This window comes from Roseococcus sp., assembly GCF_965227005.1.
GTDB lineage: Bacteria > Pseudomonadota > Alphaproteobacteria > Acetobacterales > Acetobacteraceae > Roseococcus.
Window position 1 is genome coordinate 1 of record NZ_CBDDFJ010000044.1, and the last position, 14,100, is coordinate 14,100.

The following is a 14,100-nucleotide window of genomic DNA, read 5'->3' on the forward strand; positions in this document are numbered from 1 at the left end:
ATGGAGCTCGCGGTGGGCACGCCGCAGATGGTGGGCAAGGGGCCCGACGGCTTCGACCTGCGCATCATCAACGTCACCGGCGGCAAGGTCACCGGCCCCAGGCTCCAGGGCGAGGTGCTGGGCGGCACGGCGGCCGACTGGCTCCGCGTCGAGGCCGACGGCACCGCGCATATGGATGTGCGGCTGACCATCCGGGCGGCCTCGGGCAGCCTGGTCTATGCGCAGTACACGGGCGTGCGCACGGGGCCGGCGGAGGTGCTGGCGCGCCTCAATGCGGGTGAGGCCGTGGCGCCGTCGGAATATTATTTCCGCGTGGCGATCCGCTTCACCACCGGCGCGGCCGATCTCGCCTGGATGAACCGCGTCATCGCGGTGGGCGTGGGCCAGCGCCCGCCCACGGGACCGCGCTACGACGTCTACGCGATCGCCTGAGCCGGAAGCGCCGCCTCAGCCGGAATGCATCGCCGGCTGAGGACGGCCTTCGGGCGAGCCGTTGCGTGGGACCAGCGCGTCGAGATGGGGCTCCAGCGCGGCGGCGGCGTCGCGCCAGGCCGCGAGCGGGGCGTCGAGGCTCCGGCCTTCGCGCGCGGCCTCCGCCAGCGCGACGGTCGCCCCGGCGAGCGTAACGGCGCCCAGCGCACCCAGCGGGCCGTGCAGGCGATGGGCGGTGGCCTCCAGCCCGGCGGGGTCCTGAAGCGCTGCGGGAATGCTTTGCAGCCCGGCGCGGATTTCCTGGACCAGATCGGCGATGAGGGGCGCGGCGCCCGCGCCCAGCTCGCTGCGGAGCTTGTCGAGCTTGGTTGTCTGCAATGGGGGAGGACCTGCCTCCTCGTGCCGGCGACGGGCGATGTCGGCGACGGCGGCCAGCATTTCCGTGCGGTTGATCGGCTTGGCGAGATGCGCATCCATGCCGGCCGCGCGGCAGGCCTCCACCTGATCGGTCATGGCCGAGGCGGTGAGCGCGATGATCGGCACGCGCCGCGCCTCGCCGGGCAGTTGGCGGATGCGCCGCGCGGCCTCCAGCCCGTCCATGACGGGCATCTGCACATCCATCAGCACGGCGTCGAAGATCTGCTCCTGGACCGTCGCCAGCGCCTCGCTGCCGTCGGAGGCCAGCGTCACCTGGTGGCCGGCCTGCTCCAGCATGACGCGCGCCAGGGTCCGGTTCACCGCGATGTCGTCCACGACGAGCAGGCGGAGCGAACGGGCACGCTCGTCCTCGGATGCGTGCGGATCCGTCGCCGGCCGGGGCATCGGCGGCGCGAGGCTGGGCGCGGGCGGCTCGGCGACGCCGGGCAAGGGAACCTCGGCCCAGAAGATGGCGCCCCGGCTTGTCCCCGCTCCACCGCCCTCGACCACGCCGATCCGGCCTCCCATGGCCGCCACGAGCTGCGCCGAGATGGCGAGGCCAAGGCCCGTGCCGCCACCGCTATCGGCTCCGGCCTGAAGCTGGCTGAAGTCATGGAACAGGCGCTCGCGCTGCTCGGCGGGAATGCCGGGGCCTGAATCCTCCACCTCGAAGCGCACGACGTCCGCGACCGGCGTGGCGCGCAGCCGCAGGACGACGCGGCCGGCCTGCGGGCTGAACTTCACGGCATTGGACAGCAGGTTGAGCAGCACCTGCCGCAGCCGCATCGCATCGACCGAGACGGTGGTGGGCAGGCTGGGCTCGGTGTCGAGCGCGATGGCGATGTGCTTGCGCTCCACTTCGGGCATCACGAGGGCGATGCAGGCCTCCGCCAGAGGCCGCAGCGGCGTTGCCACCGGGCGCAGATCGAGCTTGCCGGCCTCGGCCTTGGAGAGGTCGAGCAGGGTGTTCACCACGTCGCGCAGATGCGCCGCCGCATCGTGCATGAGGCGAAGCCGGTCGCGGGATTCGTCCTGGATGCGCGCGTCCTGCAGCACGATCTGCGCGTAGCCCAGCACCGCGTTCAGCGGCGTGCGAAGCTCGTGCGACATGCGCGCGAGGAACATGCCGCGCGCGATGGTCGCCTTCTCCGCCTCGTCGCGGGCGGCGGCGAGCTGGGTCATCGCCGCCTTCAGCGCCGTGATGTCGGTGCGGATGCCCACGGTGCCGCCGTCGGGCATGCAGCGCTCGGTGATGAGGATCCAGCGCCCGCCGGGCAGCAGCCGCTCGACGATCAGCCCGCCGGAGCGCCGCTGCTGCCGCAGCTCGCGGATGAAGCTCTCGATGTCGCCCTTGAGCTGGGGATACTGGCCGCGGCGCGCGCCCTCGCGGACGATGTCGTCGAAATGCGCGCCCTCTTTGATGAAGGTGGCGGACAGGTCGTACATCTGCCGGTAGCTCTGGTTGCAGACGAGCAGCCGGTCATCGGCGTCGAACATGACGAAGCCGTCGGTCATGCTGTTCAGCGCGCTCTCCAGCCGCACGCGCCAGCGCAGGCGCTCGGCCTCGACCTTGCTGCGCTGCGTGACCCAGACCAGAAGCGAGACCATGAGGGCGATGAGCACCAGCGCCAGCGCGAGGGAGAAGAGCGCCGCGCGATCGCGATCGTCCCGCCAGTCGGCCAGCACGGGCTCGATGTCCAGCTCCGTGACGATGCGGAGATGCGGATAGATGGTCGGCCGCGTGGCGGCGATGACCTGGCGCCCGTCCAGGCGGGATGCCCGCTCGGTGGCGGGGCCGGCCTCGCTGGGATGGGGGATCCGTCTGCCGAGCCGCGCATCGTCCTGCGGGAAGGAGGCGAGCAGGGTGCCGTCGGTCCGCTCGACCCAGACGCGCAGTCCCGGCAGCTCGCCTCCGGGGTTCAGCAGCGAGGCGATCGTGGAGATCGGGACCTCCGCCACGGCATGGACTTCGCCGAAGCCGGGCAATTGGATGGCGCGGGCCATGAAGAGGGCGAATTCGCCGGTCGCCGGATTCATGGCGGGGCCGCCGACGGCCAGGCCTCCCGCATAAAGCCCGGCCTCCTCGTATTCGGGCCCGATGGGCACGGGCAGAGGCCGCCGGCGCGAGGCGGGAAGGGCGGCCGCGATCGTCTGCCCGTTGGCGACCAGGACGAGGTCGCGATAGCCGAAATTCTGGCTGTTGATCTGGCGGAGCGCGTTGTTCACCCCGGCCATGTTCCGGCTCTCGGCGCGGGCCATCGGCGCGAGGAGCAGCGGCAGGCCGACCAGCGTCGCGTCTATCTGCACGAAGCTGCGATTGACCGACGCTTCGACCGACCGGCCGGCGCGCTCGGCCATGGCGGTCGCGGCCGTCATCGCGGTGTCATGAGCTTTGATGACGAGTTGGGAGACGGCCAGAATCTGGGCCACCAGCAGCAGGCTGACGCCGAGGACGATGGACAGGCGGATCCGCCGCGCCGAACCGGCCGGCTGCGAGGCCGCCGCCTTGGCAAAGCGGTCCGCGCCCGATCCGTCGGCGATCGGATCCGTGGCCGTTCCCTCGGCGCCTGGCGGCCGCGCGCTGAGCGGCTCTCGTGTCATGGGCGGGCTGGGATGCCGGTGGTGGGGGCGAGGGCTTCGTCCCAGGCATCGGCACAGCCGGGTCCGCAGCGCTCGAGCCAGTTCGGCAGGACGACGTCGCGCAGCAGGACGCGGCGGCGGCGCTCATCCTCCTCCGTCACGGGGACGATCTGCATCCGGCCCGGGCGGCCGTTGCGGCAGTCGGGCAGGCCGGCATTGCAGGCGAAGCCTTCCTGGGTCTCCTGCTCGGCGGTATCCCAGATCTGCGCCTCCAGCTCGCCGATGCCCTTGCGCAGCGCCTCGCGCAGGTCGGCCGGCAGGGAGTTCCAGCTCGGGCGATGGGCGCCGAAGACGCTGAGCCCCCAGGTGAGGGCCATGCGGTGGACGTAGCCCGTGACCTCGGCCAGGCCGATGGCATTGCCCGAGAGCGAGCCGGTGATGGCGCATTCCACCTGGCCGTTCCGCAGGGCGTTCACCGTCTCGTTGAAGGGGATGACCACCGAGATGGCGCCGAGGGACGTGACGACATCGGCCTGTCCGACGGAGGAGGTCCGGATGCGCCGGCCGCCGAGATCCGACAGGCTGGTGAAGGGGCGCGTGCAGAACAGCACCTGCGCCGGATAGGCGTAGATGGCCAGGACCTCGATGTCATAGTTCTCGGCGAGATTGCGCACGATCCGGGGGCGATAGCTGCGGGTGTTCTCGCGCAGCCGCGCCATGTCGGGGTTCAGCACGGGAAGATCGGCGCCGGCGAGCTCGGGTTCGTCCGCCGCGCTGGTGGCCAGGAGCAGCGTGCCGAAGGGCACCACGCCCAGGCGCATGAGGTGCAGCATCTCGGCAGGGCGGATGCCACTGCGGTCGGAGGGTTCGATATCGGCGACGAGGCGTCCCTGGGTGATCTGCCCCAGCTGCTGCTGCCAGAAGGGCGCCTCGTAGCGCAGATACTGGCTGACCCCCGCGAGGCCGCCGATGACCTTGATGCGGATCGGCTCGGAAGTTGCGGCGCGGGCCGGCGCGCGCGGTGACGGGGCCTGCGCCGAGGCCGCCTGCGCGGCGGCCAGGACCATTCCGCCAACCAGGAGGCATGCCGAGGCAAGGCCCTTCCATCCCATGGAGCGGGACGGGCCTTGCCCCTTGCGGGAAGCGGTCAGGAAGGCTGCCGCGACACCCGGAATCTGCATGCCTGTCTCGTTATGGTTGAGCGATGGCTCGTGAACTCACTAAGAGATTGTATCTTCGGGCTCGGGTTCACGGTAGCGGCGATGCCCGGACAGGTTGTAGAGTTTTGTCGGCGACCCCGCCCCCGCAGGGGCGAACTTCCGGCTTTGCGCGACGGGATTCAAGTCCCTCCGGTCGTGATGCGGAAATTTGATTTCCTCTGCATGAAGATGCTCGGCCGCGAAGTCTGCCGGAAACTTCGCCTGGGCGGCCAGGACCGACAGGATGTTGAGCATCGCGCCACGCAGGCGGGGCTCGCGGATCCGGGCCAGGTGACCGAAGGCGGCGCAGGCATCGGCGAAGATCGGGTCGTCGGGGCCGGGGCTGTCGGTTCCCGCGCCGGCCTGCAGGTTCATCAGCAGCGACGCGGGCGAGATGTCGAGCACCGCGGCGAAGCGCAGAAGGCGGCCGATCGACAGGCGGGTGAGACCGGTCTCGTATTTCTCGACCTGCTGGGGCGAGACGCCCAGGCCGGCGGCCACGATCCGGCGCGAGATGCGGCGCGCCTCGCGAATCTGACGCAGGCGGACGCCCAGAGCGAGGTCGGCGGAATCGGCGCTCACGGGGGGCTCTCGAAGTTTCTTGGTGATCATCGCCGGCTACTCCTCATGTCTCAGCGACCCGGCCGCTGGACCGGGCTCCTGGCCCGGTCCGCGGGTCGCGCAGTTGCGCTCGGCGGTAGGAGCGGCCGCGCCGCGGAAAGACCACCGTTCTTCGTATGTTAAGGAATGAATTGCCCGCAAAGGTTGTGCAAATCGTGAAATGTCGGGATTTGTGGATGGGCAAACGCAGCCAGCGACGGCGGGTGTTTTGTTGTATTGTAAGGCCTTGCGAGAATAACTTACGACGCGGGCGACAATCGCGGACCCTGATCGACGCCGCCGCAAAAATTTTCTTCTCGATGGGACAAATCGGTCTCTTTTGGCGACGTTGTGCGCTGCAAACGTCCGATGCTTGTTGACTTCAATGCATGCAAAGTTAACCTCTAGCGAAGGCTAAAACTCGACAAAGATCTTCTCATGTCATGGAATGCAACCTATGCGGGTGGTTGGGCGGCACTCTTTCGCATATTAGGTGCCTGTCCTGCCCACCCGCATCGCGAGGACGGGCGAGGGAAGGAATTGCAGCGGCAATCCTTGGAACGGAAGGTGATCTGCGTGTTTCTTCGTCCTAGGGGCAGGGGGGGGCGAAGGCGCGGCGCGCCGGTGGCGCCTGAGGGGCGCGCTGCCATGAGCGGCGTGGCGCAAGCGCCGCGGCCCCACCGGCTGGCCGAAGGCGGCGTCATCTATCTTGCCATGCTGGGACTCTTCCTGCTGACCGCCGGCGTCGCGGTCGGCGTCGCCTGGCGGGCCCTCTCCTCCAGCGAACGAGTGGCCTATGCGCGGGTCGATGCCCTGGCGCAGATGGCGCGCACCGGCGCGGCCATCCATGCCGAGCGCGTGGTCGAGGCGGTGCTGTCCTTCCAGGCGCTCGTCCAATCCCAGCTCGTCTCCCTCTCCGGGCGTCTGACCGCGCCCTCCGCGGCTTTCGACGCCTATCTGCGCGCGACGATACAAGGTCGGCCCGAACTGGTGGACCTTGTGGTCTTCGACGCGGCCAGCACGCCCGTCTGGTCCGCGGGGGCTGTGGCGGGGTCCCAGGCGCGCGGAACGGTGACGGCCTGCTGGGATCATCTCGGCGGCGCCGATGACGTGCAGATCGGCCGTCCGCGGCGCGCTGCGCCCTTGCAGCAGCCCGTCATCTGCCTCCGCAGCGCGCTGCTGAACACCGCCGGCGACGTCGTCGGCTACGCGGCCATCGTCTACGACGCCGAGCAGATCTCGGCGCGGCTGCGCGAGGCGCAGGCCGGGCTGGCGGGCGTCGCGACGCTGCTGCGCAGCGACGGCGCCATCCTCGCCCGCTCGGAGAATCCACGGCTGCATGTCGGCGCCGTCGTGCCGCGGGGATCGGTCGAGGCGATGGCGGAGATGGAGGGTCTGCGCCGCACCTCCAGCCCGATCGACAGCCGCCCCCTGCATGTCGCCTGGCGCCGCATCCCCGGTGCGCCGATGATCGTGGGGGTCGGCATCGATCCCACGCCGCTGCTCGCCCAGGTGGCGAAGCGGCGCCGCATGGTGATGTGGATGCTGGCCGTCGGCATCGCGGCGATGATGGCCGCCTTCATGGCCGCCGCCGTCTTCCTCGATCGCCGGCGCGGCGTGGCCGAGCGCGACCGCGTCCAGGAGAGCCTCGAGCGCGACGAGGCCGAGCACAATCGCCTGCTCTCCACCTTCGTGCCGCAGCCCAGCGCCACCTATCACGGCATCGTCGACGGCGACGGCTGGGTCTTTGACCACGAGGTCACGCCCGACATGATCCGCATCACCGGCGGGACCGACCTGCCGGTCATGCCCGGCGGCCCCGCCGCGCGCCGTGCCTTCTTCCGCCGCGTGACCGAGTGCGGCGAGCACGTCCGTGAATATCGCCTGCGCATGCCCGACGGCAGCGGGCTGTGGATCCGCGAAAGATGCCGCATCGCCGCCCAGCTCTCGCCCGGCGAGGTCGAGGTGGTCGGCGTCGTGACGGATATCGAGGAGGAGCGGCGGATGCGCGCCAAGACCGAGGCCGGCGCCCGCCTCACCGTGCTCGGCCAGATGGCGGCGAGCATCGCCCATGAGATGAGCCAGCCGCTCGCGGCGATCTCGCTGGCGGCCGAGATCGGCCTCACCCATCTCAAGCTTCCCGCGGACGTGCCCAAGGTCCAGCGCTACATGGAGAGCATCGTGCGCCAGGTGGAGCGCATGCGCGATATCGCCAATCATCTGCGCACCTTCTCCCGCACCGATGACGGCCCGCTCGACGAGGTCCGGCTCGAGGACGTCGTCCAGGGCGCGATGGACGTGGTCGGCGCGGGACTGCGCAAGGACGGGGTGTCGGTGGAAATCGCCGAGATGGACGACCTTCCGCCCGTGCAGGGGCGTCTCGTCCCCCTGGAGCAGGTGCTGGTGAACCTCCTCGTCAATGCGCGCGACGCGATGGCGCAGCTGGCCGAGAGCCAGCGCCGCGTGTCCATCTCGGTCGAGCGGTCGGACGATGCGGACTGGCTGACGATCCATGTCCGCGACAACGGGCCGGGCCTGCCCGAGGCCATCGTGCAGCACGCCTTCGAGCCCTTCTTCACCACCAAGCCGTCAGGCCAGGGCACCGGCCTCGGCCTTTCCATCGCCTATGGCACCATTCTCGGCTTTGGCGGCGAGATCGCGCTCGGCAACCGTCCCACCGGCGGCGCCGAGGTGGCCATCCGTCTGCGGCTCGCCTATGCGCCGCAGACGGCGGTCCCGGAATCAGGACTTCATACCGGCGCGGCGCTGCCTTCCCGCGGCCGCGTCGAGATCGGACATATCGGATGATGCCCAACCCGCCCCGGATTCTCCTCGTCGATGACGATCCTGATTTCGCGCAGCTGCTGGGCGATTACCTGAGCCTGCACGGCTGCCAGGTGCAGGCGGCCCAGGACGAGCCGCAGCTGCAGGCGGCGGTGCTGAGCTTCGCGCCCGACCTCGTGCTGCTGGACCAGCGCCTGGGCCACGTCTCGGGCACCGATGTGCTGCGCGGGCTGCGGGCGGTCTCGGACGTGCCCTGCATCATCGTCACCGGCTCCTCCGAGACGATGGACCGCATCGTCAATCTCGAGATCGGCGCCGATGACGAGATGGAGAAGACCATCACGCCGCGCGAGATGCTGGCGCGCGTCCGGTCCGTCCTGCGCCGCCGGCGCCGCGAGAACGACGTGCCGCCGCCCGAGCCCGCACGGGCGGGCTGGCAGCTCGACACGGAAAAGCGGGTTTTGCGCCAGCCGGGCGGGGCGCTCTGCCCCCTGACGAATGCCGAGTTCGAGACGCTGCAGATGCTGCATGTCGCCAAGGGCAATCCCGTCAGCCGGGCGGAGCTCTGCCGCCAGGTCTTCGGCAGGCCCTTCCGGGTGGGCGACCGCGCCGTCGACACGATCGTGAAGAACCTCCGGCGCAAGATCGAGCCGGAGAGCGGGGACTTCGTGTCGATCCAGGCAGTGCGGACCTTCGGGTACGTCTTCGTGGGCTTTCCCTGAAGCGGGCGCTTCACCGTTCTGGCGGTGACGCCAGAACGGATTGCGCTCGCGGGCCGGCCCTCAGCCGAGGGTGATGGAGATCCGGCCCACGGGCGGGATCGCCGCCGCCCATTTCGTGCCGGCGACCGGCGGCGAACCCGTCGCCAGCCCCGCCACGACCAGCACGGCTCCGGCCGGCAGGCCGCCCATGCGCGAGGCCGCCGCGCCCGCCTGGCGCATCAGCGCGGCGAGCGGGGCGCGCAGTGCGCGGGGATGGTCGCCGGTGAGGCCCAGCCGGGCCTCGCTCTCTTCCGGCAGGGCGCCGATCCAGCGCTTGCCCATCACCACCACGCCCAGCCCGCCGAGATCGGCGACCTGCTGCGCGGCATCGGTCGGCAGCGCGGCATGGCGGTTGGCCGCGATGTCGATCACGGGATGGAAAGCGGAGAAGACGGGCAGGCCGTTCTCCAGCGGTTCCGCCAGCACGCCCAGGATGCCGGCCGAGATGCGGGCGTGCCGCAGCGCGGCCATCGTGACCGGCGCGCCGGCGCGCAGCAGGCAGGGTTCGGGCAGGGGGGCGGCCAGCAGCGTCAGCCCGTCCGGGCCGGGCGCGAGGCGCACCCCGCTGACCGGCCAGGCCAGGGCCTTCATCAGCTCGGCGGCGATGGCCTCGCCCGCCGCGACATCGCCCGGGGGCGGGAAGGAGGCGGCGGGCGTGCCCGACGTCCATGCCTCCGCCAGCAAGGCTGCGGCCTGAGCAGCCGTGATGCTGCTCATCGGAGGGAAAGCAATTCTGGCATCGGTGATGTTCCTGGAAGCCGCCGCCAACGGGGATCCCTATGAGTTGCCGGGGTTTTCGGCTCGCGCAGCATAGCGGCAGACGGGCCGGGAGGTCACCCATGCCCGCTTGCGGCCCTCGCGGCCGCTCTTATACTCTTGACTTGCCGCGCCGCCGTGCTCGACTAAGCTCATGGAAATCCGGGATTCATGAGCGAAATCTTCGACGAGGCCGTGCCCTTGGACCAGCCCATGGACGATTGGGCTGCCTATCGGCTTGATGCCTCGGCCGGACACCTGCTGCGGCGCGCGCATCAGCGCTACCAGTCCATGTTCCAGGATTGCGCGAGCGGCCTCGGCCTGACGGGGCCCCAGTTCGCGACGCTCGTTCGCCTGTCGGAAATCGGGCGGGCGACCCAGAATCACCTCGGGCGCCTGGCGGCCATGGATTCCGCGACCGTGCAGGGCGTGGTGCGCCGGCTCATCGACCGCGGCCTGATCTGCACCGCCGCCGATCCGATGGACCGGCGCATGCGGGTGCTGACCATCACGCCCGAGGGCCAGGATCTGCTGCGCGAGGCCCAGGCGGCCGGCCAGCGCGCCAATGCCGCGCTGATGTCCGCACTGACGCCGCCCGAGCGCGCCTGCCTGCTGGCCCTGTTGCAGCGGCTCTCGGACGGCTGAGGGCTCAGTCCGGGCGCTCGAAGCGCTGGACCTCCAAACGGTAGCCGGCCGGATCCTCGAGGAAGAAGTGCGTGATGCCGTGGGCCGCCGAAAATGCGGGCGCGGCGAGCGCCAGTCCCTTCCCGGTCAGGAAGGCGTGCCAGGCCTCCACCTCGCGCGTCACGAAGGTGAAGATGACGCCGCCGGCGATGCGCGGATCGCCCGAGAGGCGAGGGCCGCGGGCGCGGCAGACGCCCAGAAGGGCGCGCGCGCCATCCACGCCGTAGATGCGGACCATGCCCTGGTCCTGCACCAAGGGGAGTTCCATCACCTCCTCGTAGAATTTCCAGGAGGCCTCGGGCTCCTCGGCGTATAGGAAGGTGATCTGCTGGTCGATCGGCGGGCGGGTCATGCGCCGATTCATGCCGGCCCCTTGCCCGTGAGGCAAATCCAATGCTTGCGCCGGTCACGGCCTATCCGCTGGAATGGGTCCAAACTCATCGGAGCCCGTCCATGCAAGCGCCCATCAACATCTCCCAACCGCAATGGCTGAGGGACTTCAAGGCCTTCATCATGCGGGGCAACGTCATCGACCTCGCCGTGGGCCTGGTGATCGGCGCCGCCTTCACGGCGGTCGTCAGCTCCATGGTGGAGGATCTGCTCAACCCGCTGCTCGGCCTGCTGCTGGGCGGGATCGATTTCTCGAACCTCTTCGTCGTCATCGTCGGCGAGCGCCGCCCGACCCTGGAAGCGACGCGCGAGGGCGGCGCGGCCGTGCTGGCCGTCGGCCGCTTCATCAACGCGATCATCAAATTCGTGATCGTGGGCTTCGCGGTGTTCTGGCTGATCAAGGTGCTGACGCGCATCGGCCTGGAAGCCGGCAAGAAGGCCGGCCCGCCGGCGCAGGAAGTGCTGCTCACCGAGATCCGCGACGAGCTGCGCGCGCAGAACCAGAAGAGCGCCGCGCCGACCGCCTGATCGGAACAGGGAGGCCGCTTCGACCGAAGCGGCCTCGCCCGAATTACTCGGCCGCGATCTTCGCGGCCTCGTCCATAGCGAGCCGCAGCATGCCATCGCGCGTCTGCGGCAGCTTGCGCCCGAGAATCTGCTCTGCCACCTGGTTGCGCAGGATCTGCGCGGTGCCGCCCGCGATGGGGAACATCCGCGCGTCGCGCACCGCGCGCTCCATCGGATTCTCGCGCGAATAGCCGGCCGCGCCCCAGAGCTGCAGCGCCGCATTGGTGACTTCGACGGCGCTGTCGGCGGCAAGCACCTTGGCGCGGGCGGCCATCAGCCGGTCGGGGAAGCCGTTGGGCCCGGCCGAGGCGGCGGCCTGCCAGATGAGCGCGCGGCTCGCCTCCAGCTTGATCGACATGTCCGCCAGCATCCAGCCGAGGCCCTGGAATTCCGCGATGGGCCGGCCGAACTGCCGGCGCTGCTGCACGAAGGCGAGCGCATGGTCATAGGCGCCCGCCGCGATGCCGAGTGCGGCCGTGGCCGCGCCGACGCGCTGGCCGTTATAGGCGTCCATCAGCTTGCCGAAGCCGCGCTTGAAACCGCCCGGCGCGCGGAGAACCATCGTGTCGGCCACTTCGAGCTCGACGAAATGCAGCTCCGCCTCGGGCATGCCGCAAAGGCCCATCGAGGGGATGCGCCGCTTCACGATGAGCTGCGCCGGGTCGTTCTCGCCGTTGCGCACGACGAGGAAGCCGCCGATCCCCTGGTCCACGCCGTCCTCGAAGGCGCGGGCGAAGATCAGGTGCAGGCGCGACACGCCACCGCCCGTGATCCAGTGCTTCACGCCGTTAATGATCCACTTGTCGCCCTTGCGGACGGCGGTGGTCGTCATCTCGCCGGCGGCGGAGCCGGCCTCGGGCTCGGTGATGCAGATGGCGGGCTTGTCGCCGGCCAGCACCAGCTCGGCCGCGATGCGCTTCTGCTCGGTCGTGCCATAGGCCATCACGGCGCCGACCGCGCCCATATTGGCCTCGACGGCGATGCGCCCGCAGACGGCGCAGGCCTTGGCCATTTCCTCCACGACGAGCACGGCATCGAGATAGGAGCCGCCCTGGCCGCCCCATTCGCGCGGAATGGTGAGGCCCATGAACTTCGCCTCGGTCATGCGGCGGACCATGGGCCAGGGATATTGCAGGCTGCGATCGGTCTCGGCGGCCTGGGCGGCGGCCTCCTGGGCGAGCTCGCGGGCGGAATCGCGCAGACGCGCCTGGGCCTCGGTGAGCGTGAACATTCTAACCCCCTAATCTTCTTTCGATGGCCGCGAGCGCGGCCTTGTCCAGCTTCAGTGCCACTCCGAGGCGATCGAGCCAAGCCCGCTCCTCGGGGCTGAGCTCGCCCGCGGCCCCGAAGGCGGCGGCGTAGAGCTGCGCGGCCAGCATGGGGTCGCGCGCCGAGGCAGCGAGTTCCTCGATGCTGGCGGGGCGGTCGAAATCGGCGAGGACATGGTCGCGCTCGATGGCGCTGAGGCCGGCGCCGTCGAGCTGCCGGGCGATGGCCGCGCGCTCGGCCTTGTCCACCACGCCATCGGCCCGCGCGGCGGCGATCATGGCGCGCAGCAGCAGCCGCGCCTCGGCGGTTTCCACGGCGGGAGAGAACTCGACCTGGGCCGCCGGCTCGCGACCCGGCGCGGTGTCGGGGATGCGGCGCGAGGGCCGGGCACCGGGCACGGCGGCGGGAGGCTGACGGGCCGGCGGCTCCTGCGGGACGGGGCGCGGCGCGGGCTCCGAGGGCCGGGTTAGCGCCTCGATCGCGATGGTCGCGAGCGAGCCGATCACCCGTCCGACCTGGCGCGTCTGCGTCTGGTTCATGCCGAAGGGGCCCGTTCCGCGCCGTGGGGCGCTGCGGGTCCGGGGGCGTTGCGCGGCGCCGCTGAGCACCGCGCCGAGAATGCGTCCGAAATCCATGAGCTCAGCCTACCCCTTCCGCGATGGCCGGCGCCAGAGATCGGAATTCCCCCGCGCGCGGGCTGCGCGGACGCCAGGCCAGGGCAAGGGTGCGGGCCGGCGTCGACTCGCCCGCCGTGTCCGCCACGACGGGCCGCACCACGAGATCCGTGCCGCCCAGCACGCCGCCCTGGACCGCGAGGCGGGGCAGCAAAGTGAGGCCGAGCCCGCCCGCCACCATCTGCACCAGGGTGTGCAGCGTGGTCGCCGCGAAGCCCTCGGTGGAGAGTCCGCGCGGCAGGCCGCAGGCCTCCTGCGCCTGGGCGCGCAGGCAATGGCCGTCCTCCAGCAGCAGGACGCGCTCGCCGGCGAGCGCGCCCATCGGCACCTGCGGCAGCTGCGCGAGGCGATGGTGGGCCGGCATGGCGAGCAGGAAGGGATCGGGCGCGATGGGCTGGATCTCGGCGGCGGCGCAGTCGCAGGGCAGGGCGATCAGCAGCAGGTCGAGCTTGCCCTGGTCGAGCTGGGTCATCAGCCGCTCGGTCATGTCCTCGCGCAGATAGAGCTTGAGGCGCGGGAAGGTCGCGCGCAGCGCCGGCATGAGGCGCGGCAGGAGGAAGGGACCGATGGTCGGGATCACGCCCAGGCGCAGCGGGCCCGACAGCGGATCGCGCGAGGAGGCGGCCGTCTCCGTCACCGCCGCCAGCGCGCCGAGGGCCGTGCGCGCGCGCGCGACGACCTCGAGCCCGATCGGCGTGAAGACCGGCCGCTTGGTGGCGCCTCGCTCGATCAGCGCCGCGTCGAGCTGGCGCTCTAGCGCGAGGATGCCGGCGGAGAGGGTGGACTGAGTCACCGCGCAGGCCGCTGCCGCCCGGCCGAAATGGCCGTGGTCGGCAAGGGCCGTGAGATAACGGAGCTGCTGCGGGGACGGTAGGATCATCCAAGAAAGCGATCATCTGAAGTAGAATAATTCATTGGACCGCAGCTTGAGGGCGAGGGCAAGCTTTGCCCCACGGGCAGGTCAGTCGGGTCTGCGCAGCGGGATCC

At 70.6% G+C, this 14,100-nt stretch carries 13 protein-coding genes; 5 read left to right on the forward strand and 8 right to left on the reverse strand.

Going from position 1 to position 14,100, the window contains the following annotated elements:
* On the forward strand, window positions 1–432 hold a 432-nt coding region (locus ACO057_RS23670; RefSeq protein WP_421996165.1), incomplete at its 5' end, for a DUF3237 domain-containing protein.
* Between the two features lie 15 nt (window positions 433–447).
* On the opposite strand, the gene ACO057_RS23675 is transcribed toward ACO057_RS23670, so the two are convergent.
* The 3 genes from ACO057_RS23675 to ACO057_RS23685 all read right to left on the reverse strand — a co-directional run bounded on the left by ACO057_RS23675 (window position 448) and on the right by ACO057_RS23685 (window position 5,240).
* Window positions 448–3,450 (reverse strand): ATP-binding protein, encoded by a 3,003-nt coding sequence (locus tag ACO057_RS23675; protein ID WP_421996167.1) that lies wholly within the window; start codon window positions 3,448–3,450, stop codon window positions 448–450.
* On the reverse strand, window positions 3,447–4,496 hold the full coding sequence (locus ACO057_RS23680; RefSeq protein WP_421996169.1) for a TRAP transporter substrate-binding protein: 1,050 nt from the start codon (window positions 4,494–4,496) through the stop codon (window positions 3,447–3,449). Before ACO057_RS23680 ends, ACO057_RS23675 begins: the two co-directional genes overlap by 4 nt.
* 153 nt (window positions 4,497–4,649) lie before the next feature.
* On the reverse strand, window positions 4,650–5,240 hold the full coding sequence (locus ACO057_RS23685) for a helix-turn-helix domain-containing protein (protein ID WP_421996171.1): 591 nt from the start codon (window positions 5,238–5,240) through the stop codon (window positions 4,650–4,652).
* Window positions 5,241–5,876: 636 nt separating this feature from the next.
* Here ACO057_RS23685 and ACO057_RS23690 point away from each other — a divergent pair.
* Both ACO057_RS23690 and ACO057_RS23695 read left to right on the forward strand, forming a co-directional pair.
* Complete coding sequence (locus tag ACO057_RS23690) at window positions 5,877–8,036, forward strand: ATP-binding protein (protein WP_421996173.1); 2,160 nt, start codon at window positions 5,877–5,879, stop codon at window positions 8,034–8,036.
* Window positions 8,036–8,734, forward strand: a complete 699-nt coding sequence (locus tag ACO057_RS23695) for a response regulator transcription factor (RefSeq protein WP_421996175.1) — start codon at window positions 8,036–8,038, stop codon at window positions 8,732–8,734. Before ACO057_RS23690 ends, ACO057_RS23695 begins: the two co-directional genes overlap by 1 nt.
* A gap of 60 nt (window positions 8,735–8,794) precedes the next feature.
* On the opposite strand, the gene ACO057_RS23700 is transcribed toward ACO057_RS23695, so the two are convergent.
* Window positions 8,795–9,490, reverse strand: coding sequence for a hypothetical protein (locus ACO057_RS23700; protein ID WP_421996177.1), 696 nt, complete (start codon window positions 9,488–9,490; stop codon window positions 8,795–8,797).
* 210 nt (window positions 9,491–9,700) lie between these two features.
* Between ACO057_RS23700 and ACO057_RS23705 the strand changes: the two genes are divergently transcribed.
* The gene (locus ACO057_RS23705) at window positions 9,701–10,174 is read left to right on the forward strand and encodes a MarR family winged helix-turn-helix transcriptional regulator (RefSeq protein WP_421996179.1); all 474 of its coding nucleotides are present in this window, start codon (window positions 9,701–9,703) and stop codon (window positions 10,172–10,174) included.
* A gap of 4 nt (window positions 10,175–10,178) precedes the next feature.
* On the opposite strand, the gene ACO057_RS23710 is transcribed toward ACO057_RS23705, so the two are convergent.
* Window positions 10,179–10,565, reverse strand: coding sequence for a VOC family protein (locus ACO057_RS23710; protein WP_421996181.1), 387 nt, complete (start codon window positions 10,563–10,565; stop codon window positions 10,179–10,181).
* A 101-nt stretch (window positions 10,566–10,666) separates the two neighbouring features.
* On the opposite strand from ACO057_RS23710, the gene mscL reads away from it, so the two are divergent.
* A complete protein-coding gene (gene mscL / locus ACO057_RS23715; RefSeq protein ID WP_421996183.1) occupies window positions 10,667–11,131 on the forward strand; it encodes a large conductance mechanosensitive channel protein MscL in 465 nt (154 codons plus the stop codon).
* A 43-nt stretch (window positions 11,132–11,174) separates the two neighbouring features.
* Here mscL and acdA read toward each other — a convergent pair whose 3' ends face one another.
* Genes acdA through ACO057_RS23730 form a run of 3 tightly spaced genes read right to left on the reverse strand, consistent with a single transcriptional unit; the run spans window position 11,175 to window position 13,993 of the window.
* Window positions 11,175–12,401: a 3-sulfinopropanoyl-CoA desulfinase gene (gene acdA / locus ACO057_RS23720; protein WP_421996185.1), complete on the reverse strand. Its 1,227-nt coding sequence runs from the start codon at window positions 12,399–12,401 to the stop codon at window positions 11,175–11,177.
* A gap of 1 nt (window position 12,402) precedes the next feature.
* Complete coding sequence (locus tag ACO057_RS23725) at window positions 12,403–13,074, reverse strand: DUF533 domain-containing protein (RefSeq protein WP_421996187.1); 672 nt, start codon at window positions 13,072–13,074, stop codon at window positions 12,403–12,405.
* A 4-nt stretch (window positions 13,075–13,078) separates the two neighbouring features.
* Window positions 13,079–13,993: a hydrogen peroxide-inducible genes activator gene (locus tag ACO057_RS23730; protein ID WP_421996189.1), complete on the reverse strand. Its 915-nt coding sequence runs from the start codon at window positions 13,991–13,993 to the stop codon at window positions 13,079–13,081.
* Window positions 13,994–14,100 lie beyond the last annotated feature (107 nt).